Here is a 20,090-nt window from a genome sequence, read left to right as displayed (position 1 = left end):
TCTAGTACAGTATTCGCTTGTCACATTTTTGGACAGGGCAATTGTACTAGTTCAAACTCGTAAAACTTGTTTATATTGGAAAAGACAGCTAAAACTTCTTTTAGCTGTCTTTCGTTCTTTAGTTAATTAAACTAAATTTATCATAAACATCTTTTTGTATCAAGGAAATTCGACGTGATTCTCGTTGGTATTTTTTATTTTTAGCGCTCTGTTAAACAAACTTTTAAAAAATAGCTTGCTCATTCATCAAGGCTGTCTGAATCGATCTTTTGGGTGGACGATGCTCGGACGTATTTTTGACCCTGGTACTGCTCTTCTGACTAAAATTTGCATCAATGCTTTTGGTCTAAATGGTAGGAACGGCCATAGATATGGTGTATTTAACGATTTAATGCTTGCTAATAGTAGAATAAACCCTGTAATACCTACAACAAATCCAACTGTATGGAACATTGCAACTACCAATAACAAAATAAGTCTTGCTATTTTATTTGCCACACTCAATTCATAACTAGGCGTTGTGAAAGATCCGACACCAGCTAACGCTACATACAAAATTACTTCCGGTACAAACAATCCAACATCAATAGCAATTTGGCCAATTAATACAGCTGCAATTAGACCCATTGCGGTCGAAAGTGCAGTTGGGGTATGAATGGCTGCTAGCCTTAGAAACTCTATCCCAATATCCGCTAAAAATATTTGAGCAATTATCGGAATGTTCGTTTCCTCGTTCGGTCCTATAAAAGCAAGTGCTTCTGGTAATAACGATGGTTCAAGAACGAACAAAAACCATAGTGGCAACAAAAAGATAGAAGCCATGATACCGACGAATCGAATCCAACGCACAAAGGTACCAACCGTTGGTGATTGTCTAAACTCTTCCACGTGTTGTACATGGTGAAAGAACGTAGTTGGCGTAATAATAACACTCGGTGAATTATCGATAAAAACGATAACATGTCCTTCTAATAAATGCATTGCGGCAATATCAGGTCTTTCTGTATATCGCACTAGAGGGTAAGGATTATACCCTTGCTTCACAATGAATTCTTCTACCGTTTTGTCTGCCATTGGAATGCCATCAATTTTAATTGCCTTCATTTCTTTTCGTACGATATCAACTAAGTCATCATCCGCAATATCTTTTATGTAAGCAATACAAACATCTGTTTTGGAACGTTCTCCAATTTGAAATATTTCATGACGTAGCCTTTCATCACGAATTCTACGACGGGTTAAAGCTGTATTCACAATGATATTTTCTACATAACCGTCACGTGAACCGCGTACAACTTTTTCTGTATCTGGTTCTTCCGGTCCTCTACCAGGATATGCACGAGTATCTACAACAAATCCTGACGATTCTCCTTCTATTAAAATAACAATCAAGCCACTTAAAACTTGGTCTACCGCTTCATCTAAGTTTTGTATTTCTTCTACTTGCTGGTGAACGAGTCTGTTATGAATGATTTCTCTAACTTTATACGACTTTCTCTCTATATCATTGATATGAACTAACTGTTCCATAATTTCAATAATAAACATTGTGTCACAAAGACCATTTACATAATAAATGTTTATTTCTTTGCCTAGAACAGTTATTTTTCGGACACCTAAGTCAAAACTGACATCAAGACCTACTTCATCTTTGAAAAAATTCTCATTCGTCGACAATTTCGGTGATATCGGAATTTTTTCCAATCCATTGTGAGACATCATATCCATTCCTTTCTAATATGATTTCAACTGCTTTGCGTGTCACAGGTGCTCCATTATTCACATCGTCTTTTCGAGCCATTTTTCCGATATCTCCAATACCTACAATAATTGGTACAGCTAGTTCATCTAGCACATACACTGTATCCCCATTTATCCTTCCCATATCAAACTCCTGTATGCCACTTTTATCCACACCATAATTCGTAACATTCAAGTCACGATCTACCGTTATATCAACTCTTGTCCACTCAGACATATGAGTTTTAGAGGCTACGGCTATGATTCCAAGTACTTCTATTTTTGGATGACGGGCAACTTTTTTCAAAGCTCTCTCACCCGCACCTTCCCCTAAAAATCCACTATCATCGAACATGACAAACACAGGGTCATTCGGAGCTTTACAAATAAGCTGTACAATTTCTTCACCAGACAAAGTAGTTGGGTTGCCGTACGAGCTTGATATACAACGTCCTCCGAACAACTTTGCTACATATTGAATTGTCTTTTTTGCGTATTCATCTCCATCAGTAACTAAAATGACCCGTCTTTTATTCATGTAGTAATTATCCTTTCGGTTTAAAAATTACTGCTACTATAAAAGCAAATAGTATTGCCGCTGAAATACCAGCAGACGTTAATTCAAAAATCCCCATCCCTATTCCAATAAATCCATGTTTATCTGCTTGTTCCATTGCCCCATGTAAGAGAGAATGGCCAAAGCTTGTAATTGGAACAGTCGCTCCGGCACCAGCAAATTCAATAAATTTATCATATATTCCGAATCCATCTAGGACGGCTCCAGCTACTACAAAACTACTCATAACGTGGGCTGGTGTAAGTTTAAAAATATCCATAAGTAGTTGACCTACAACACATATTGCTCCTCCTACGACAAATGCAATAAAGTATTCCATTTATTCTCCACCCACCCTTTCTAACACAACACCGTGTGCAATCGTTGGGATCGATTCTTTTTGTTGAATCATCGTTGGGTTTAATAGTGCACCAGTTGCCACAATGAACACTTTATTTAAGGAACCCTCTTCTAACTCTTTCATGATATGAGCGTACGTCACAACGGCAGAGCAACCACAACCACTTCCACCTGCGAACACCCCTTGATCAGGTCTATATATCATAAGTCCACAATCGTTATGTCGAGTGGCAACATCATATCCTTCTTCCATTAGCAGTTCTTTTAAAATTGGACTGCCAACACCTGATAAATCTCCCGTTAAAATTAAATCGTACTCTTCTGGTTGAATGTTTAAATCTTGAAAATGTATTTGTATTGTATCCGCTGCTGCAGGTGCCATCGCGGAACCCATATCAAAAGGATCTGTTATTCCTAAGTCATTTACTTTTCCAATAGTTGCAGATGTAACTCGAACTTTTCCTTTTTCCTTACTTACTAAAGCCGTTCCTGCACCAGAAACGGTAAATGTAGCGCTGTCTGGCTTTTGTCCTCCATATTCTGTTGGATATCGGAATTGTCTTTCCGCCGTAGCGTTGTGACTACTTGTGGAGGCTAGTACTCGATTGGCAAATCCCCCATCCACAAGTGCGGAGGCAACAGCTAATGTTTCCATGGAAGTAGAACAAGCTCCAAACATACATAGAAAAGGGATTTGATTATGCCTAGCGACATAGTTTGCTGTTACGTTTTGATTTAACAGGTCACCAGCTAAGAAAAAATCAACATCTTTTGTTGTTAAATTTACTTTTGTTAAACAAGAATGTATAGACTGCTCCATTAGCCTTCTTTCTGCCATTTCCCAATTGTCTTCACCACAATGCAATTCATCATGTGTTTCATCAAAAAGTTTTCCAAGAGGTCCTGCCGCTTCTTTCGGTCCAACAGCTGTACCAGTTGCATTAATGTATATTGGATTCTGAAATACCCACGTTTGTTTGCCTACAAGTCTCACGCTCTACATCTCCTGTCCTACATAAATGTCATATTAAAAACATATCGAATGATGCCAACCACGTAGGCTGCAACTACTCCAAACACTATAACGTTCCCAGCCAGTTTGAACATGTTCGTTGCAATACCTAGTACTAATCCTTCACTTTTATGTTCTAATGCAGCACTTGCCATCGAGTTCGCAAAGCCTGTAACAGGTACTGCTGATCCTGCTCCCGCAAATTGACCTAGCTTATCATAAACACCGAGCCCTGTTAATAGTGCAGCAATCAAAATAAGTGTTGCTACTGTTGGATTTCCTGCATCTTTTTCCGAAAAGTGAAATACATTCATATAGAAATTTTGTATACCTTGACCTAATAAACAAATAGCTCCACCTATTAAAAAAGCTTTAACGCAATTTATAACATAAGGTGGCTTTGGCTGAAATTTTTTTATATTCGTAGAATAACTGTCCTTTAATTTATCTGGCATTGGATGTTCCTCCTTTTACAAATCTACGTATACAACCCAATGAAATAGTGAACCTAATACTTTACCAAATACGATTGCCATTAAGAGAATTACAATTTTACTTTCCACACCTATACGTTTGGCCATTATTGGTAGAACATTTAGCACTTCTGTTAAGGCAGCTGCGAGTAGACCGACAAAGATTCCACAAATAAGACCAATAGGTATCGTTACCAATGAAGGAAGATTAAGCTTCACATCATGTAAGCTAATCCAACTCCCAAACAATGCACCACCAATAACTCCCCATTCATAAGCGTGTATATATTTATTTGTTTTTGAAAGTTGCGTTAATCGAGGAATAACACCTAATACCGTTAAAAATGCAACAAATCCTGCCCCTACTGCTATTCCACCAGCTAGGCCAAGAAATACGGTAAACAACACACTAATTGTCATGCATTTTTTTCATACTTTCCTTGTTCTCATGCATCACAACATAATTGTCTAAGTCTTGCTGATAGTTAAACATCTCTACCTCTAACGGGCTAGGTTCCTCATTAATTCGTTTGCGAAACACATGATTGAAGAACAATATCATCCCAATACCTAATCCTAACGAATAAGGAATTTGCAGCAGTAACGGTTTGTCGTCTTCTACACCAGTAATCGTTTGGAATAACTTCTGATGCACCACTCTCATACTTACATCTTCGTGAAAATTCATAATGGCAAGTGCAGCACCGAAAAATAATAATAGCCAAACGCCAACGAAAAAAGCAGGGCGAAACTTTTTCTGTTTGTAAATTATCTCGACAATCGTTTGTGCAGGACCCACTGTTTGTACTTCTAAATCTGGATCTACGCTTACAATTTGTTTCATCACTTTCATAACATCGAGTACTACAATGGAATTGTCACTCATATTAACGTGATGCAATGTGATTTCTCCAATGAGTTTTATATCCTCTTGGCTTGCGACGATTTGAGCAATATCTTTCAATTTAATAGCTTGGTTTGGTCGCGCTTGAACTTTATGCCGCATTCGAATATAAACGGTCCTTTCCATCACAAACACATCCTGACAAAGATTTCTGTATTTGTAGTATGTATGATTGGCCAATTTACCATGCAAAGGAAATTTTAGAGGGAAGAATTACCAATGAATGTTAGATAGGGAGGATTATCTGGCCGGAAAATTGATTTGAGACGAGAATTACGGATGAAATGGGTTTTTGTTTCATTCTGGACGAATTGTGTTTCAATCTACTTAGTTTAAGTTTCAATCCACCTATACCATCTATCTACTACTTACTTGTGTTTCAATTTACGGAGCTTGTGTTTCAATCTGGGCGAGTTGTGTTTCAATCTACTCAGTTTGTGTTTCAATCCACCTTTACCATCTATCTACTACTTACTTGTGTTTCAATTTACAGAGCTTGTGTTTCAATCTGGGCGAGTTGTGTTTCAATCTACTCAGTTTGTGTTTCAATCCGCCTAATTCACCGATCTACTACTTACTTGTGTTTCAATTTACGGAGCTTGTGTTTCAATCTGGACGAGTTGTGTTTCATTCTACTCAGTTTGTGTTTCAATCCATCTAATTCACCGATCTACTACTTACTTGTGTTTTAAATTACAGAGCTTGTGTTTCAATCTGGACAAGTTGTGTTTCAATCTACTTAGTTTGTGTTTCAATCCACCTTTACCATCTATCTACTACTTACTTGTGTTTCAATTTACAGAGCTTGTGTTTCAATCTGGGCGAGTTGTGTTTCAATCTACTCAGTTTGTGTTTCAATCCGCCTAATTCACCGATCTACTACTTACTTGTGTTTCAATTTACGGAGCTTGTGTTTCAATCTGGACGAGTTGTGTTTCATTCTACTCAGTTTGTGTTTCAATCCCCTCTCAGACAATAAAAAAACCGCTTAGACGTCATTCGTCCATGCGGTCTTTCATCTGAATTAAAATTTTCTTCTCTAACCTGGAAACTTGTACTTGAGATATACCAAGCCGCTCTGCTACTTCGGTTTGCGTTTGGTCTTTATAATACCTTAAATACACAATGAGCTTTTCTCGTTCATCTAGTTCTTCGATTGCCTCGCGTAGAGCAATTTTATCAAACCATTTTCCTTCCGATTGGTCGGCAATTTGATCTAATAAAGTAATAGGATCTCCATCGTTTTCATATACCGTTTCATGTATAGAACTTGGAGCACGAGCTGCTTCTTGGGCAAGGATTACTTCCTCTGGAGTAATTTCTAAAAACGCCGAAATCTCGTTCACTGTTGGGACACGACCGTGTCTTTTAGACAGTTCATCCTTCGCCTTACGAATCTTATTAGCCATCTCCTTTAAGGAACGACTAACCTTCACACTTCCGTCATCGCGGATAAATCGCTGTATTTCACCAATGATCATTGGTACAGCGTACGTTGAAAATTTTACGTCATAAGATAAATCAAATTTATCCACAGACTTTAACAAGCCGATACACCCAATTTGGAAAAGGTCGTCTGGTTCATAGCCGCGATTAAGAAAACGTTGAACGACTGACCATACGAGTCTAATATTTTTTGAAACAATTAGATCTCTTGCATCTTGGTCCCCATCTTGGCTTTTTTTAATTAATTCTTTTACTTCATGGTCCTTTAAATACGTGATAGGTTGCTCTTTTTTGACCTCCACATCCATAGGCGATAACTCCTTAATTACAAAGCGCTTGGCTCTTGGCTAAGTATTTTGTCATGCGGATTGTGGTGCCTGTGTCTCGTGCTGAATGAATCTCTACAAAATCCATAAAATTCTCCATAATGGTAAAGCCCATACCTGAACGCTCAAGCTCTGGCTTTGTTGTATATAATGGCTGACGTGCTTCTTCTACATCACTAATACCAATCCCACGGTCTTTAATTGTAATATGAACCGCGCTATCCTCTAACTCTACTGAAATATAAACAATTCCATTCGGATCACTTTCGTATCCGTGAATGATAGAGTTTGTTACTGCTTCTGAAACAACTGTTTTGATTTCTGTTAATTCATCCATCGTCGGGTCGAGTTGCGTAATAAATGCTGCAACTGTCACGCGGGCAAATGACTCATTTTGACTAAGGGCAGAAAATTGAAGGTGCATCTCGTTCTTCATTACGCCACCCCCAATCTACTCAGTGCATGCTGTTCACTTTCTTCTAAACGCATAATTTTAAACAAACCTGACATGTCAAATAAACGTTTTACTGCAGGTGAAATCGAGCAGATTACCATTTCTCCACCAACATTTTTCACTTGTTTATATCTACCTAAAATCACACCAAGGCCAGAGCTATCCATAAAGGACAGTTCTTCCAAGTTTAATAAAATGTGTGTAATCGAATGTTCCTCAATTATGGCAGAAGCTTCCGCGCGCAACGCCTCAGCTGTATGATGATCAAGCTCACCTGCCAGACGAATGAGTAACACATTTTTCTTAATTTCAAAATCAATAGAAAGACTCACTGTACGCTCCTCCTTGTAGTTCAGTGTCAGTGAGTCATTTCTATATAGGGTTGTCCGATTCCTTCTACGATGACAAAACTAGTGTAAATTCGCTAAACGTTTTACAGTTTCGTCATAAAAAATAGGAATAATTATTAAGATGCTTTGGTAAATGTACCCATTGTACGCTTTAATAATTTCCACCAAGATGCTTCAGGATCATCAGCGCCAGCAACTAAGTTACTTTCAGATAATACTTTGTCCCCTTTTTTCAACATGATGGTGCCAACCACATCACCTTTTTTTACAGGTGCCTTTAAGCTTGTATTTAATTTCACTTCTTGAACTACATCATCAATATTCTCACCTTTTTTTGTCAGAACAGAAATCGGCTCTGAAGTAACAGCATCAATTTCTTTTTCCGCACCTTTGCTTACTTTTACTTTCGCAACAGTTTGATTTCTCTCGAACATTGGGTGTGTTTTATATTGACTAAAAGCGTAGTCTAACATTTTTGTAATTTGTGCATTTCTGTCTTTTGGAGTTGGAGCTCCAAAAACAACAGCAATAACACGCATATCATCTTTTTTAGCTGTAGCGGTTAAACAATATTTCGCTTCTTGTGTAAAACCTGTTTTCACCCCGTCTACTCCTGGATAGAATTTCACAAGGCGATTTGTATTAACTAACCAAAATTTCTTATCCGTATCTTCACGAAGGTAGTCTTCGTACTGCCCTGTATATTTCGTAATTGCATCGTCAAACTTTAATAGTTCTTTTGCGATGAGTGCCATATCGTTGGCAGTACTGTAATGTTCTTTAGCTGGTAATCCAGTAGGATTTTGGAACTTTGTATTTTTAAGTCCTAGCTCCTCTGAACGGTTATTCATCATTTGCACGAATGCTTCTTCAGAACCCGCAAGACGTTCCGCCATTGCAACCGATGCATCGTTACCAGACGCTATTGCAATACCGCGAAGCATTTCATCTGTTGTCATTTCTTCTCCAGCCTCTAAGAAGATTTGCGAACCTCCCATAGAAGCAGCATGTTCACTCGTACGAATTTTCTCATCCCACGTTAGTTCACCTTTATCGATTGCTTCCATAATTAAAAGCATTGTCATAATTTTTGTCATACTAGCGGGTGGAAGCTTTTCATTCCCGTTTTTCTCATATAAAACTTGTCCAGTATCTCTTTCAATTAAAATAGCAGACCTGGCATTGCTAGCTAATTCTACTGTTTGTTCCTGTGCAAACGTCACATTTGTGTATGCAGATAAAGCAAAAACGAATGAAACAATAGCGATTACGAATTTTTTCATTATCCAATACCTCCAATCTTTGTCCATAGTTAACATTTTTTCCAATATTATTCAAAATATACAAAGAAGTGAGTAAATAATGGATATTTTTATATTGCATTTTTTTAAAATGAGGTTAGTGAACTGGGGGGATTTAGGTGATAGAAATTAAAACACCGCATCTACAAAAGATACGGTGTTTTAACGAGTCGATTATCTCTATTATTCCGAAATTGTATCATACACAAGTGGTGGAACTGTAACATTACCATTTGTAATTTTCATACTGTTGTATAGTTTTTGTTTTACTTCCTCGACATTCTCTTGGTTACTATGAATGGTAGCTAAAGATTCACCTTTTGCTACTTTGTCACCGATTTTCTTACGTAAAACGATACCTACTGCAAGGTCAATCACAGAATCTTTTGTTGCGCGACCTGCTCCTAATAACATCGCTGCTGTGCCAAGCGAGTCTGCAACGATTTCAGATACCGTTCCTTCTTCTAATGCTTCTAGTTCTACTACATATTTAGCTTGTGGAAGGTTAGATGGATTATCGACAACAGATGGATCTCCACCTTGTGCCTCTAAGAACGTCTTTAACACTTCAAGTGCTTTCCCATTATTAATAACTTCTTCTAGTTTTGTACGTGCATCTTCTAATGAGTCCGCTTTTTCCGCTAAGTATACCATGTAGCTTCCTAGAGTTAGGCAAAGTTCATGTAAGTCTTCTGGACCTTCTCCGCGTAACGTATCGATCGCTTCTTTAATTTCTAAAGCATTACCTATTGCATATCCAAGTGGCTGGCTCATGTCAGAAATAACAGCCATTGTGCGACGCCCTACGTTGTTACCGATGTCTACCATTGCTTTGGCTAATTTTTTCGCTTCATCTAAATCTTTCATGAATGCGCCAGCACCCGTTTTAACATCTAGTACAATTGCATCTGCGCCCGCTGCGATTTTTTTACTCATAATAGAACTTGCGATTAGAGGGATGCTGTTTACTGTTGCTGTAACGTCACGTAGTGCATATAACTTTTTATCAGCAGGAGTTAAATTTCCACTTTGACCGATTACAGCTACTTTATTTTTATTTACTAAGTCGATGAATTGTTGGTTGTCAATTTCCACGTGGAAACCTGGAACCGCTTCTAGTTTGTCAATTGTTCCACCTGTGTGACCTAAACCACGGCCAGACATTTTTGCAACAGGGACACCTAACGCTGCTACAAGTGGTGCTAATACTAAAGTAGTTGTATCGCCAACTCCGCCAGTACTATGTTTGTCTACTTTAATTCCTTCTATTGCCGATAAGTCTATCGTGTCACCCGAGTTAACCATAGCCATTGTTAAGTCTGCACGCTCTTGGTCTGTCATGCCTTTAAAAAAGATTGCCATGTTTAAAGCACTCATTTGATAATCCGGGATAGAGCCGTCTGTAAAACCGTTTATAATAAAGTTAATTTCTTCTGTAGATAGTTCTTTTCCGTCACGTTTTTTCTCGATTAAGTCAACCATTCTCATGCGGAACACCAGCTTTCTCTCTATATTTAAGTAATTCGAGCAATTTGCTTATACAACTGAATCCATTTCAAAATTACGGTTCGTTTAGTGAAAAACGAATATTTTAGTATAATATACAATAATATGTACGTTAATTAAGGTATCTTAATACAAAATATGCTTCTATCATTCGTTTTTCGTATAGTAGTCATACATTATGAAACGGACTTAACTAATTGCTCATTAAAAATTACATATCTTTGATAATAGTTTTTACTAGACCAAGGAAGTTTGCGCGAACCATTTCTGTTGTTTCCATTACTTCGTCGTGTGTTAATGGTTGGTCTAGAATACCTGCAGCCATGTTCGAAATACAAGAAATACCTAGAACTTTCATACCGCTATGACGAGCAATGATTACTTCTGGAACTGTTGACATTCCAACTGCATCTCCACCCCAAGTACGTAGCATGCGAACTTCAGCAGGTGTTTCGTATGTTGGTCCAGTGTTTCCAACATATACTCCCTCTTGTACTTTAATGCCTAATTTTTCAGCAGTAGCTTTCGCTAATTTTTGTAAGTCTTTGCAATATGCAGTGGACATATCAGGGAAACGTGCACCGAACTGCGCATCGTTAGGACCGATTAATGGGTTTGTCCCCATGTTATTAATATGATCTGTAATAATCATTAAGTCGCCAGCTTCAAAAGAAGTATTTACTCCACCTGCAGCATTTGTAACAATAACTGTTTCTACTCCTAAAAGTTTCATTACGCGAACTGGGAATGTTACCTTTTCCATGGAGTATCCTTCATAGAAGTGGAAACGACCTTGCATGGCAATAACTGTTTTCCCTTCTAATTCACCAATTACAAGTTGACCAGCATGACCTTCTACTGTTGAAACTGGGAAATCAGGAATTTCGCTATATGGAATGACGATTGGTGATTGAATTTCTTCTGCTAAAACTCCTAAGCCAGAGCCTAAAATTAAACCGATTGTCGGTGTATTTGTTAATTTTTCTTTAATAAATGAAACAGAATTATTCATGGACAGTTGTCCTCCTATTTTAGATTTGGCAAAAAGCTTTCGCCGTGCTTTGGCATTTTTACATTAAAGTTGTCAGCCACTGTTGCTCCAACATCTGCAAATGTTTTTCTTATTTCTAATTCTTTTCCTTCTGTCATAGAAGGTGAGTAAACTAGTAGCGGTACATATTCACGCGTATGGTCTGTGCCTGGGAACGTTGGATCGTTACCATGGTCTGCTGTAATAATTAAAAGGTCGTTTTCTTTTAAGTTTGAAATAACTTCCGGTAGGCGGGCATCAAATTCTTCTAACGCTTTACCATAACCTTCTGGATCACGACGGTGTCCGAAAACAGCATCAAAATCTACTAAGTTTAAGAAACTTAAACCTGTGAAGTCCATTTCTACCGTATCAACGATTTTATCCATGCCGTCCATGTTGGAAACAGTGCGAAGAGAGTTAGTAACCCCTTCTCCATCATAAATGTCGGCAATTTTTCCGATAGAAATGACGTCAAAGCCAGAATCTTTTAATTCATTCATAACGGTTCTTTCAAATGGTTTTAGTGCGTAATCATGACGGTTCGATGTGCGTTTGAAATCACCAGGTGTTCCTAAGAAAGGACGTGCAATAATTCTACCAACCATATATTTCTCATCTAGTGTTAGTTCACGTGCAATTTTACAAATATCATAAAGTTCTTCAATCGGAACAATGTCTTCATGAGCTGCAATTTGTAATACAGAATCCGCGGACGTGTAAACGATTATGGCCCCTGTTTCCATGTGCTCTTTGCCAAGTTCATCAAGTATTTCTGTTCCAGAAGCAGGCTTGTTACCGATGATTTTACGACCAGTACGAGCTTCCAGTTCATTTAATAATTCATCTGGGAAACCTTCAGGGAAAACGCGGAACGGCGTATCAATTCTTAATCCCATTAACTCCCAGTGACCAGTCATTGTGTCTTTACCTGTTGATGCTTCTTCCATTTTTGTATAGAATGCAAGTGGCTTTTGGGCTTTTTCAATTCCTTTAATTTCACGGATATTGCTTAAACCCAGTTGTGCTATGTTCGGCATGTGAAGTCCGTTCATATGCAGTGCAATGTTTCCAATCGTATCAGAACCTGCATCCCCAAATTCTTTTGCATCTGGCGCCTCGCCAATACCTACTGAATCCATCACAATTAAAAAAATACGTTTATATGTATAAGAACTCAAAGTGAAACCTCCTTAAGTTTTAGGCTCTATTAAACACCGCTGTTGATTTCCGCGCATATCTTCGCTTTCCGCGGGCGGGCCGGGAGCCTCCTCGTCGCCTTCGCTCCTGCGGGGTCTCCCGTTACCCGCTATTCCCGCAGGAGTCTACGATATGCACTACAATCAACAGCTAGTTTTACAAAAAATAACACTATGTTTAAGTACAGCCTAATATTTTAATTTATCCATTTATTAGTATAGCTTTTTACGAACAATATTTTCCCCTTTTTCGGATAACATAACCAAAAAATAAGTTGTCAGAAGTCAGACATCTTAAATTATATACAAGCGCTTTCAATTTTTCAATTGTTTTACAAAAAATTAAGTAGAATAAGAGGTAAACTTTACCTCTCTTATTCTATCAGAAAAATTAAGCACGTGGGTGAAATTGACTATAGACGTCTTTTAATCTGCCTTTTGTTACATGTGTGTAGATTTGTGTAGTGGATATATCAGCATGTCCAAGCATTTCTTGAACAGCACGCAAGTCTGCCCCATTTTCTAGCAAATGAGTGGCAAAAGAATGCCGTAATGTATGCGGTGTTAAATCTTTTTGAATGCCTGCTTCTTTTGTTAAGGTTTTAAGAATTTTCCAAAATCCTTGGCGAGATAACGCATTTCCTTGATAGTTTAAAAAAAGTGCGTCTGATTGTTGTTTCTTATTGAATGCTGGACGACTTTCATTAATATATTTCTCGATAGCGTCTTGAGCTAGTTTTCCAATAGGTATGATACGTTCTTTATTCCCTTTTCCAATACATCGGATAAATCCCATCGAAATATGTGCATCGCTCAATTTAAGGGATGTTAGCTCTGACACACGAATTCCTGTTGCATATAAAAGTTCGAGCATCGCCTTATCTCGTATACCTATAGGTGTGTTTGTTTTCGGTGCTTCAAGCAATGCTTGTACCTCTTCGATTGATAAAACTTTAGGAAGTTTCACTTCTGGTTGAGGCGTATCAATATGTACAGTTGGATCGTGATCGGTTACTTTATCTCTTAATAAAAATTGATGAAAAGATCGGATGGAGGCAATATGCCTAGCAATCGTCTTCGAAGACTTTCCTTTTTCATGACAATGTTTAAGAAACTGTAAAATTTCGTTTCGTTTAGCGTTGTTAATAGAAGTGATCCCTTCTACTTTTTCTATATATTGTAGATAGCTTTTTAAATCTCGTTCGTATGAAATAATTGTATTATCCGCTAGCCCTTTTTCTACTAATAAAAAGTGCAAAAAATCTTGTAAGTGGTCCTTCATGAACTTCTACTCCCCGTAGTGGTAAAAAAACAATAGACGCTGTACCCAGCTGTCGTCCTTCTCCTCCACCATTTTTGTTACTTTTACGGCTGCTCCTTCTGGAACATCGTATCTGTGGTAATTCTCATATTCTTGGTTTAGCCATACAATACCATAATAAAAAAGAATCGTACATCCTGTAAACAAAATAAACACTTTTATTGTATTATAAACGGATTCAAACATAGATTTCATAGTATACCTCCATAGATTAAAGCATGTCTATTAGAAAGGTATGACAAATTGGAGTGGTTTTATACATGGATGTGGAGATTTTTCGCGAGTTAAAGTAATATTTTTGGGTCTAGCATTTACTAATCAGGGCAATTTTCCATATGATCGGGCCAGTTTGCTCTCACATCGGGCCAATTCTCAATCTAGGTCACACGACAGACAAATCACCTCTCTCAAAAAAATAAAACCTTCCCTAATATAGAAGTTAGGAAAGGTTATTCATTCGTTTCTTCTTCAGTTGTTTCGTCTTGGCAACGGTGACATACGCCGTGGAAAGTTAGGCGGTGGTCTTTAATTTTGAAGTTCCAGTCACGTTCCACAATTGCTTCGACATCTTCTAATAGGTCGTCTTGAATTTCGTCCACCGCACCACATTCAATACAAACTAGATGGTGGTGGAAGTGTTTAGCTCCTTCTTGACGAAGGTCATATCGGGACACGCCGTCACCGAAATTTATTTTATCAACAATTTTTAGTTCGGTTAATAATTCTAGCGTTCGATATACAGTAGCAAGTCCAATTTCTGGGGACTTTTCTTTAACTAGGAGGTATACATCTTCCGCGCTTAAATGGTCCTCTTCGTGCTCTAGTAGTACTCTAACAGTCGCTTCCCGCTGAGGAGTTAATTTGTAACTTGCGGAGTGTAAGTGTTTTTTAATACGATCAATTCTATTTTCCATCTATGTGTTCCCTCCCTAACGCTATCTTCTATATTTTAGCGAACAGAAAAGAAACTGTCAAAGAAAAATATAATCATTCTTATTAAGTATAAATAATTATTATTTAATAAAAATTAATCTAATATACTTACTATTGATTTCATTAATAAAGGAGAGAAATATGCTTCGACTAACGACGCTACACCTAACACTACTACGATAATGACCATTATGATAGAGTAGCGCAGGAACGATTGAAAAAATGGCTCGGTTATTTTTTTTACAAACAACTGACGAATCATTTTCATCGAGAATGCTACTGAAAGAGCCCCAATAACAATGTATGCCGGAATTGCCACTAGGTTTTGAGGCAAAATGGTGCCAAACGCCAGTAAAAATCCTTTCCAACTTAATTGACTTACAATAAACCCTACAGTAAAGCCCACTACTACACCCTTTAAGAAAAGCAAGATTAGTATAACGGGCAAACCTATTATCGAGATGCCAAGCACCCACATTACGAGGGCATATCTCATATGTTTGAAGAAACTTTGGAAAAAGATTTCTCTTGAATCTGCTAATTGACCTTCGGATACTTGTCCAAAAAAGCGATTGAGATACACGAGCAAATCTTGCTTTTGCGAAAAGTTCATACTATTGACGACGATTGCGCCGAAAATGACTCCCATGAAAAATAACACAACGACAAATAGGTATAATGAGGAATTGTCTCTAACATGTCCTAGTATCGACGAAAACTTGGTCTGTTTCTTCATTCTATTTCCTCCTATTAAGCTCTTACTAGATTGTATGAAGTCGTCCTATAAATATTCCAACATTAATTGGAAATTTCATATTTTACTAGATTGTTGTCTGTGCTATACTGTTGAAAATTGTCTTTTTGTAACACCGCTGTTGATTTCCGCACAAACTTCCGCTTTCGCGCCTGCGGGGTCTCCCGCTCCCCGCTTCTCCCGCAGGAGTCTGCGGTTTGCGCGGAAATCAACAGCTTATTAATATTCAAACCTCAACAATTTTCTAATAAGATGAAAAAATTGAAAGTAGGGAAATAGATGAATCCAGTATTATTAGATTTTCCTCATGAGTTTTCGTCAGATCGGTTGTTTATTCGCATCCCTCTTCCTGGGGATGGCCCATTTGTACACGATGCGGTTAAACATTCATTAAAAGAGTTACAACCGTGGATGCCTTTCGCGCAAGAGCTTTCTTCCTTGGAAGATATGGAAGCAAATATTCGCGAGGCGCATGCAGCATTTTTACTACGAAAAGATTTAAGGCTACATATTTTCCATAAAGAAGAAGGTTATTTCATCGGATCAACAGGTTTTCACCGTTTAGACTGGAAGACAAAAAAAGTAGAAATAGGCTATTGGATAGACTCTCGTTATAGCGGAAAAGGTTACATGCGAGAAGCGGTTCAAGCATTAACGGATTTTGCTTTTACACATTTTGAAGCAAATCGTGTAGAAATACGATGTGATGAACTTAATGTAAAAAGTAGAAGAGTTGCAGAAACAGTTGGATTTGAATTAGAAGGGATTTTACGTAATGAAAGTTTAGCAGTGGATGGAAAAACATTGAGAAATGCTTGTATTTATTCAAAAATAAGAGAATAATAAAGTGGCTGGGACAAATCTAATTTCTTATCTTTAAAACCGAATAATTAAAATAAGACTTCTAAGCCGCAGATGATTGGAGTGCAAGCCTTCGCTTTCCGCGGGCGGTCTCGTGAGCCTCCTCGGCGCAAGCGCCTGTGGGGTCTCACTTAACACGCTTTCCCGCAGGAGTCTACGGCTTGCACTCCAATCATCAGCTAGAAAAGTTAAAAATCCGAACGTAATCCTTTTTTTTGGATAATCATTCGGATTTTTCTTCATTCAAAATAGTTTTGTTCCAGCCTCTTCTTATTTATCTGGAGAAACTTTTCCGAACTTCCCTGCGCCACCTGCATGATACTGTAAAGTTCCTTTTCTAGCACCATCAATTAAATTGGCTATTTTTTCACCAACAACCTCACTCAATTGATCCTTTGTTGTGTAATGCAAAACGTTCATTTCTGTATGAAATGTTTCCCGTAACTTTAAAAGAGTTCTTGGACCTACACCTGGAATAAAATCAAGTGGTACTTGATGAATATATGGTGGACGATTTTCAAGTTTAGTGGGTTGATCAGAAAGTTCGTCAATTCTTGAGCTAACACCTTTGACGAAACGTTCATGACCACAATTAGCACATTGTATCACACCATTTTCCTTATGTGAAAAGCATTTTTCACATGCTGTTTTATAATATTTTCCCAAGTAGGGGTTTAGCCCATAATTAGTTAACACTTTTCTTCCATCCATGTTATGTAAAATTTTTCTTAGCTCTTCAAAAGAAGGACTAGCCATTTGCATCACTTGATACTCGCGACCAATTTTCTGTAAAGAATGGGCATCAGAGTTCGTTAAAAATGTGTAGCCATTTAATTGGCTTATGGAAGATGCCATCTCTGTATTAGAACTTAACCCTAGCTCTACACCGTCTATTAACTCTGGATTAAATACCTCTGTTATTTCTTTTCTTACACCTCGACCGAACATACTTTTAAAAGGAGTAAAAATGTGCGCTGGGATAAATAAGCCTTTTAACTCTTTCACTTTTTCTTGAATCACTTGTGCATTTTCGTATACTCTTTGCGAGGAAAGCGTGATATTTTTTAACCGTTCGCTTAGCCAATTAGAAAATTGCCACATCCCTTCAATCGTAGGGATGTATATGAGAACATGAATTGGCCCTGAACAATTTTCATCGTAGATTTCAAGTTCTGAACCTAAAATAAGGGTAAGCTCTTGAAAGTGCAGTCCACCTTCTTCACCCTCTATTAAATTCCCTTCTTTTTGCCACCTGCGAAGCTGAAGCAATACTTCGGGAACGTGACAATCAATCACTCCAATCATGTTCATACCTTTTCTGTCTCTAGCCTCTATTATTACGTTTTCAAGCGTTAAGTTTTTCGATGCGGTTATTTTTACTGGCTTGCCTGTATTTGTAGATCCTAAGTGAATATGTAGGTCAACAAAGTAACGATGCAACTTGTCTTGCATTACTTTCCGTTCACTTTTTGTAATTGTAAAAATTGAACAGCAAACGCCGTTTTCGCATCATGAATTTCTTCTTTTTCTATTAACTGTATCGCTTCTTCTAATGTCACTTCTAATACATCCACAAACTCATCTTCATCTAACGAATGTACTTCTGTGTCTTTTTTCAAACCATTTGCAATGAATAAGTGTACTAACTCATCAGCAAAACCTGGTGATGTATAAAATCTGATTACCTTTGTTAAAGATTCACAAGTGTAGCCAGTTTCTTCTTGAAGTTCTCTTAATGCTGTTACCTCTGGGCTTTCGCCTTTTTCGAGCTTACCTGCAGGAATCTCGACTAGAGCCTTTTCCATCGCTTTTCGATATTGTCTAACTAGTACTAATTTCCTTTCTTCCGTAACCGCAATAATTGCTACCGCACCTGGGTGTTTAACAATTTCTCTCGTGCTCGTTTTTCCATTTGGTAATTTTACTTCCTCTAAATATAAATCAATCACTCGACCAGTAAATAGTTTTTCGGTTTTTATCGTTGTCTCTTTTAAATGATCCATCATTACCACTCCTCGTTCTATGACAAGTTTATCCAACATACATTCTACCATACAAGTGTTGGAGGAATGAAAAATGAAGGTATTGGTGCGAGAAAATGGTGTTGTGCTTGTAGGAAAAGCATGGGAAATAAGGGAGAAGTTAAAGGAATATTGCAAGATGTATGATACCGTTCAAGAATGGATTTCGCTCAAAGAAAGTAAATGAGTACATTCGATCTTGTATCACTAATAATCGAGTTCAATTTAAGTATTATAATTTGTCCCTTTCACCTGCGTTATGTAAAATAACAAGCAAGGAGGGGATTTTTTTGTTAAGAAAAAATCGTATCGGACAATCTAGTTTATTTGTTAGCGAAATCGGACTAGGCTGTATGTCACTCGGAACGGATGAAAAGAAAGCAGTTGACATCGTTAAGAAAGCAATAGACATAGGAATAAACTATTTGGACACCGCCGACTTATATGATTTTGGTTTAAATGAGGCTATCGTTGGAAATGCCATTAGAGAAAACCGTGACAATGTTATTCTAGCTACAAAAGTTGGAAACCGTTTTGAAGAAGGTAAGTCTGGATGGGATTGGGATCCTTCTAAATCTTATATAAAATCTGCAGTGAAGAAAAGTTTACACCGTATGCAAACAGATTATATTGATTTATATCAACTTCACGGTGGAACATTGGAAGACAACTTGGAAGAGACTATTGAAGCATTTGATGAGCTAGTGGATGAAGGAGTAATTAGATATTATGGTATTTCTTCTATCCGTCCAAACGTTATAAAGGAGTATGTGCAAAAATCGAATATCGTATCTGTTATGATGCAATATAGCATATTAGACCGAAGACCTGAGGAACAAATCTTAGACTTATTATATGATCATCATATTAGCGTTATTGCACGAGGACCGCTAGCAAAAGGTTTATTAACAGATAAATTCACTGAAAAGATAAATGGATCTACATACTTAGATTACACTACCGATGATTTAACTACCTTCTTACCAAAGTTAAAAAATCATTTTGAAAATAAGTCATTAAACAATGTTTCGTTACGCTATAGTTTGCATCACCCTGCAGTTGCAGCAGTTATTCCAGGTGCTAGTTCTATGAACCAACTACTTGAAAATGTGGAACAAGTTCTAGCCGGTCCACTAACTGATGAAGAGTACTTGTGGATACAATCAAACTCAAAAGAAAACGTTTATAGTTCTCATCGAGATTAAGAAAAACCGCATCGCCTTTTAAATGGCAGATGCGGTTTTCTATTTATTTATATTCTTTCCAGTTCAAGTTACTGTCATTTAATAAATCTTCAAAAGATTTATTCTTCTCTTTCCGTTTTGCTTCTTCTCTCTTTCTTGCGGCTTCCTCTTCTTGTTTGGCAGTTTCTTTGTCTTGTAGGTTTTGTTTCATTGATTTTAGTTTAGAGAATACATCGTCTTGTAGCTGATCTTTTAGAGTTGGTGTTTCTTCTTTTTTGGATTTCGTAAAATTTTCTTGATGCTTTTGTTGTTTACGTTTTTTGCTCATTTTGCATAACTCCTGTAAGTTGTTTTGTATA

The 20,090-nt window shown here is 37.5% G+C and carries 24 protein-coding genes; 3 read left to right on the top strand and 21 right to left on the bottom strand.

Features of this window, described 5'->3' with window-relative positions:
- Nucleotides 1-246: 246 nt before the first annotated feature.
- The 18 genes from CDZ92_RS03725 to spoIIM all read right to left on the bottom strand — a co-directional run bounded on the left by CDZ92_RS03725 (nucleotide 247) and on the right by spoIIM (nucleotide 15,647).
- Nucleotides 247-1,719 (bottom strand): spore germination protein, encoded by a 1,473-nt coding sequence (locus tag CDZ92_RS03725; protein WP_096153653.1) that lies wholly within the window; start codon nucleotides 1,717-1,719, stop codon nucleotides 247-249.
- A complete protein-coding gene (locus tag CDZ92_RS03720) occupies nucleotides 1,664-2,278 on the bottom strand; it encodes a stage V sporulation protein AE (RefSeq protein WP_096153651.1) in 615 nt (204 codons plus the stop codon). Before CDZ92_RS03720 ends, CDZ92_RS03725 begins: the two co-directional genes overlap by 56 nt.
- A gap of 7 nt (nucleotides 2,279-2,285) precedes the next feature.
- Nucleotides 2,286-2,636 (bottom strand): stage V sporulation protein AE, encoded by a 351-nt coding sequence (spoVAE, locus tag CDZ92_RS03715; protein ID WP_096153650.1) that lies wholly within the window; start codon nucleotides 2,634-2,636, stop codon nucleotides 2,286-2,288.
- A complete protein-coding gene (spoVAD, locus tag CDZ92_RS03710; protein WP_096153648.1) occupies nucleotides 2,637-3,650 on the bottom strand; it encodes a stage V sporulation protein AD in 1,014 nt (337 codons plus the stop codon).
- 17 nt (nucleotides 3,651-3,667) lie between these two features.
- Nucleotides 3,668-4,123, bottom strand: a complete 456-nt coding sequence (gene spoVAC, locus CDZ92_RS03705; RefSeq protein WP_096153646.1) for a stage V sporulation protein AC — start codon at nucleotides 4,121-4,123, stop codon at nucleotides 3,668-3,670.
- Between the two features lie 15 nt (nucleotides 4,124-4,138).
- Complete coding sequence (locus tag CDZ92_RS03700; RefSeq protein ID WP_096153645.1) at nucleotides 4,139-4,561, bottom strand: stage V sporulation protein AB; 423 nt, start codon at nucleotides 4,559-4,561, stop codon at nucleotides 4,139-4,141.
- Nucleotides 4,551-5,171 (bottom strand): stage V sporulation protein AA, encoded by a 621-nt coding sequence (locus tag CDZ92_RS03695; protein WP_096153643.1) that lies wholly within the window; start codon nucleotides 5,169-5,171, stop codon nucleotides 4,551-4,553. Before CDZ92_RS03695 ends, CDZ92_RS03700 begins: the two co-directional genes overlap by 11 nt.
- Before the next feature lie 869 nt (nucleotides 5,172-6,040).
- Complete coding sequence (gene sigF / locus CDZ92_RS03690) at nucleotides 6,041-6,799, bottom strand: RNA polymerase sporulation sigma factor SigF (RefSeq protein ID WP_096153641.1); 759 nt, start codon at nucleotides 6,797-6,799, stop codon at nucleotides 6,041-6,043.
- Between the two features lie 13 nt (nucleotides 6,800-6,812).
- Entirely contained in the window at nucleotides 6,813-7,253 is a 441-nt protein-coding gene (gene spoIIAB / locus CDZ92_RS03685; protein ID WP_096153640.1) for an anti-sigma F factor, read from the bottom strand.
- Complete coding sequence (spoIIAA, locus tag CDZ92_RS03680) at nucleotides 7,253-7,603, bottom strand: anti-sigma F factor antagonist (protein WP_096153638.1); 351 nt, start codon at nucleotides 7,601-7,603, stop codon at nucleotides 7,253-7,255. The genes spoIIAB and spoIIAA overlap by 1 nt, the downstream gene beginning before the upstream one ends.
- Nucleotides 7,604-7,737: 134 nt before the next feature.
- The gene (locus CDZ92_RS03675) at nucleotides 7,738-8,904 is read right to left on the bottom strand and encodes a D-alanyl-D-alanine carboxypeptidase family protein (RefSeq protein WP_096153637.1); all 1,167 of its coding nucleotides are present in this window, start codon (nucleotides 8,902-8,904) and stop codon (nucleotides 7,738-7,740) included.
- 201 nt (nucleotides 8,905-9,105) lie between these two features.
- Nucleotides 9,106-10,410 (bottom strand): pyrimidine-nucleoside phosphorylase, encoded by a 1,305-nt coding sequence (locus CDZ92_RS03670; RefSeq protein WP_141395195.1) that lies wholly within the window; start codon nucleotides 10,408-10,410, stop codon nucleotides 9,106-9,108.
- Between the two features lie 229 nt (nucleotides 10,411-10,639).
- Nucleotides 10,640-11,440: a purine-nucleoside phosphorylase gene (locus tag CDZ92_RS03665; protein ID WP_096153633.1), complete on the bottom strand. Its 801-nt coding sequence runs from the start codon at nucleotides 11,438-11,440 to the stop codon at nucleotides 10,640-10,642.
- A gap of 14 nt (nucleotides 11,441-11,454) precedes the next feature.
- Nucleotides 11,455-12,639 carry a phosphopentomutase gene (deoB, locus tag CDZ92_RS03660; RefSeq protein ID WP_096153632.1) on the bottom strand — a complete coding sequence of 395 codons (1,185 nt, stop codon included), beginning with the start codon at nucleotides 12,637-12,639 and terminating at the stop codon, nucleotides 11,455-11,457.
- A 409-nt stretch (nucleotides 12,640-13,048) separates the two neighbouring features.
- A complete protein-coding gene (gene xerD, locus CDZ92_RS03655) occupies nucleotides 13,049-13,939 on the bottom strand; it encodes a site-specific tyrosine recombinase XerD (RefSeq protein ID WP_096153630.1) in 891 nt (296 codons plus the stop codon).
- A gap of 6 nt (nucleotides 13,940-13,945) precedes the next feature.
- Nucleotides 13,946-14,173 (bottom strand): YqzK family protein, encoded by a 228-nt coding sequence (locus CDZ92_RS03650; protein ID WP_096153628.1) that lies wholly within the window; start codon nucleotides 14,171-14,173, stop codon nucleotides 13,946-13,948.
- Nucleotides 14,174-14,427: 254 nt separating this feature from the next.
- Nucleotides 14,428-14,892, bottom strand: coding sequence for a ferric iron uptake transcriptional regulator (gene fur, locus CDZ92_RS03645; protein ID WP_096153626.1), 465 nt, complete (start codon nucleotides 14,890-14,892; stop codon nucleotides 14,428-14,430).
- Between the two features lie 113 nt (nucleotides 14,893-15,005).
- Complete coding sequence (spoIIM, locus tag CDZ92_RS03640) at nucleotides 15,006-15,647, bottom strand: stage II sporulation protein M (protein WP_096153624.1); 642 nt, start codon at nucleotides 15,645-15,647, stop codon at nucleotides 15,006-15,008.
- Between the two features lie 297 nt (nucleotides 15,648-15,944).
- Here spoIIM and CDZ92_RS03635 point away from each other — a divergent pair, with 297 nt between their 5' ends.
- Nucleotides 15,945-16,508: a GNAT family N-acetyltransferase gene (locus CDZ92_RS03635; protein ID WP_096153622.1), complete on the top strand. Its 564-nt coding sequence runs from the start codon at nucleotides 15,945-15,947 to the stop codon at nucleotides 16,506-16,508.
- 288 nt (nucleotides 16,509-16,796) lie between these two features.
- Here the strand turns inward: CDZ92_RS03635 and CDZ92_RS03630 are convergent, their stop codons facing one another.
- Together CDZ92_RS03630 and CDZ92_RS03625 are read right to left on the bottom strand one after the other, a co-directional pair.
- Entirely contained in the window at nucleotides 16,797-17,966 is a 1,170-nt protein-coding gene (locus CDZ92_RS03630; protein WP_096156899.1) for an endonuclease Q family protein, read from the bottom strand.
- Nucleotides 17,967-17,977: 11 nt separating this feature from the next.
- A complete protein-coding gene (locus CDZ92_RS03625) occupies nucleotides 17,978-18,529 on the bottom strand; it encodes an NUDIX hydrolase (RefSeq protein ID WP_096153621.1) in 552 nt (183 codons plus the stop codon).
- A gap of 73 nt (nucleotides 18,530-18,602) precedes the next feature.
- On the opposite strand from CDZ92_RS03625, the gene mciZ reads away from it, so the two are divergent.
- Nucleotides 18,603-18,734 carry a Z-ring formation inhibitor MciZ gene (gene mciZ, locus CDZ92_RS03620; RefSeq protein WP_096153618.1) on the top strand — a complete coding sequence of 44 codons (132 nt, stop codon included), beginning with the start codon at nucleotides 18,603-18,605 and terminating at the stop codon, nucleotides 18,732-18,734.
- Between the two features lie 103 nt (nucleotides 18,735-18,837).
- Nucleotides 18,838-19,752, top strand: a complete 915-nt coding sequence (locus CDZ92_RS03615; RefSeq protein ID WP_255249774.1) for an aldo/keto reductase — start codon at nucleotides 18,838-18,840, stop codon at nucleotides 19,750-19,752.
- Between the two features lie 43 nt (nucleotides 19,753-19,795).
- Here CDZ92_RS03615 and CDZ92_RS03610 read toward each other — a convergent pair whose 3' ends face one another.
- The gene (locus CDZ92_RS03610; RefSeq protein WP_096153614.1) at nucleotides 19,796-20,059 is read right to left on the bottom strand and encodes a YqkE family protein; all 264 of its coding nucleotides are present in this window, start codon (nucleotides 20,057-20,059) and stop codon (nucleotides 19,796-19,798) included.
- Between the last annotated feature and the right edge of the window lie 31 nt (nucleotides 20,060-20,090).

Source organism: Bacillus sp. FJAT-45066 (genome assembly GCF_002335755.1).
Lineage (GTDB): Bacteria > Bacillota > Bacilli > Bacillales > Bacillaceae_I > Bacillus_CD > Bacillus_CD alkalisoli.
Note: the sequence above shows the minus strand (reverse complement) of the source record. Positions and strands in the feature narration are given on the sequence as shown.

What these genes read in the sequence shown, in the direction of transcription:
- sigF (WP_096153641.1), bottom strand. Translation starts at nt 6,799, where the DNA reads ATGGATGTGGAGGTCAAAAAAGAGCAACCTATCACGTATTTAAAGGAC.
- CDZ92_RS03700 (WP_096153645.1), bottom strand. Translation starts at nt 4,561, where the DNA reads ATGACAATTAGTGTGTTGTTTACCGTATTTCTTGGCCTAGCTGGTGGA.
- CDZ92_RS03725 (WP_096153653.1), bottom strand. Translation starts at nt 1,719, where the DNA reads ATGTCTCACAATGGATTGGAAAAAATTCCGATATCACCGAAATTGTCG.
- spoVAE (WP_096153650.1), bottom strand. Translation starts at nt 2,636, where the DNA reads ATGGAATACTTTATTGCATTTGTCGTAGGAGGAGCAATATGTGTTGTA.
- CDZ92_RS03635 (WP_096153622.1), top strand. Translation starts at nt 15,945, where the DNA reads ATGAATCCAGTATTATTAGATTTTCCTCATGAGTTTTCGTCAGATCGG.
- spoVAC (WP_096153646.1), bottom strand. Translation starts at nt 4,123, where the DNA reads ATGCCAGATAAATTAAAGGACAGTTATTCTACGAATATAAAAAAATTT.
- fur (WP_096153626.1), bottom strand. Translation starts at nt 14,892, where the DNA reads ATGGAAAATAGAATTGATCGTATTAAAAAACACTTACACTCCGCAAGT.
- xerD (WP_096153630.1), bottom strand. Translation starts at nt 13,939, where the DNA reads ATGAAGGACCACTTACAAGATTTTTTGCACTTTTTATTAGTAGAAAAA.
- spoIIM (WP_096153624.1), bottom strand. Translation starts at nt 15,647, where the DNA reads ATGAAGAAACAGACCAAGTTTTCGTCGATACTAGGACATGTTAGAGAC.
- CDZ92_RS03670 (WP_141395195.1), bottom strand. Translation starts at nt 10,410, where the DNA reads ATGAGAATGGTTGACTTAATCGAGAAAAAACGTGACGGAAAAGAACTA.
- mciZ (WP_096153618.1), top strand. Translation starts at nt 18,603, where the DNA reads ATGAAGGTATTGGTGCGAGAAAATGGTGTTGTGCTTGTAGGAAAAGCA.
- CDZ92_RS03695 (WP_096153643.1), bottom strand. Translation starts at nt 5,171, where the DNA reads ATGGAAAGGACCGTTTATATTCGAATGCGGCATAAAGTTCAAGCGCGA.
- CDZ92_RS03610 (WP_096153614.1), bottom strand. Translation starts at nt 20,059, where the DNA reads ATGAGCAAAAAACGTAAACAACAAAAGCATCAAGAAAATTTTACGAAA.
- spoIIAB (WP_096153640.1), bottom strand. Translation starts at nt 7,253, where the DNA reads ATGAAGAACGAGATGCACCTTCAATTTTCTGCCCTTAGTCAAAATGAG.
- CDZ92_RS03675 (WP_096153637.1), bottom strand. Translation starts at nt 8,904, where the DNA reads ATGAAAAAATTCGTAATCGCTATTGTTTCATTCGTTTTTGCTTTATCT.
- CDZ92_RS03650 (WP_096153628.1), bottom strand. Translation starts at nt 14,173, where the DNA reads ATGAAATCTATGTTTGAATCCGTTTATAATACAATAAAAGTGTTTATT.
- CDZ92_RS03625 (WP_096153621.1), bottom strand. Translation starts at nt 18,529, where the DNA reads ATGGATCATTTAAAAGAGACAACGATAAAAACCGAAAAACTATTTACT.
- CDZ92_RS03720 (WP_096153651.1), bottom strand. Translation starts at nt 2,278, where the DNA reads ATGAATAAAAGACGGGTCATTTTAGTTACTGATGGAGATGAATACGCA.
- CDZ92_RS03665 (WP_096153633.1), bottom strand. Translation starts at nt 11,440, where the DNA reads ATGAATAATTCTGTTTCATTTATTAAAGAAAAATTAACAAATACACCG.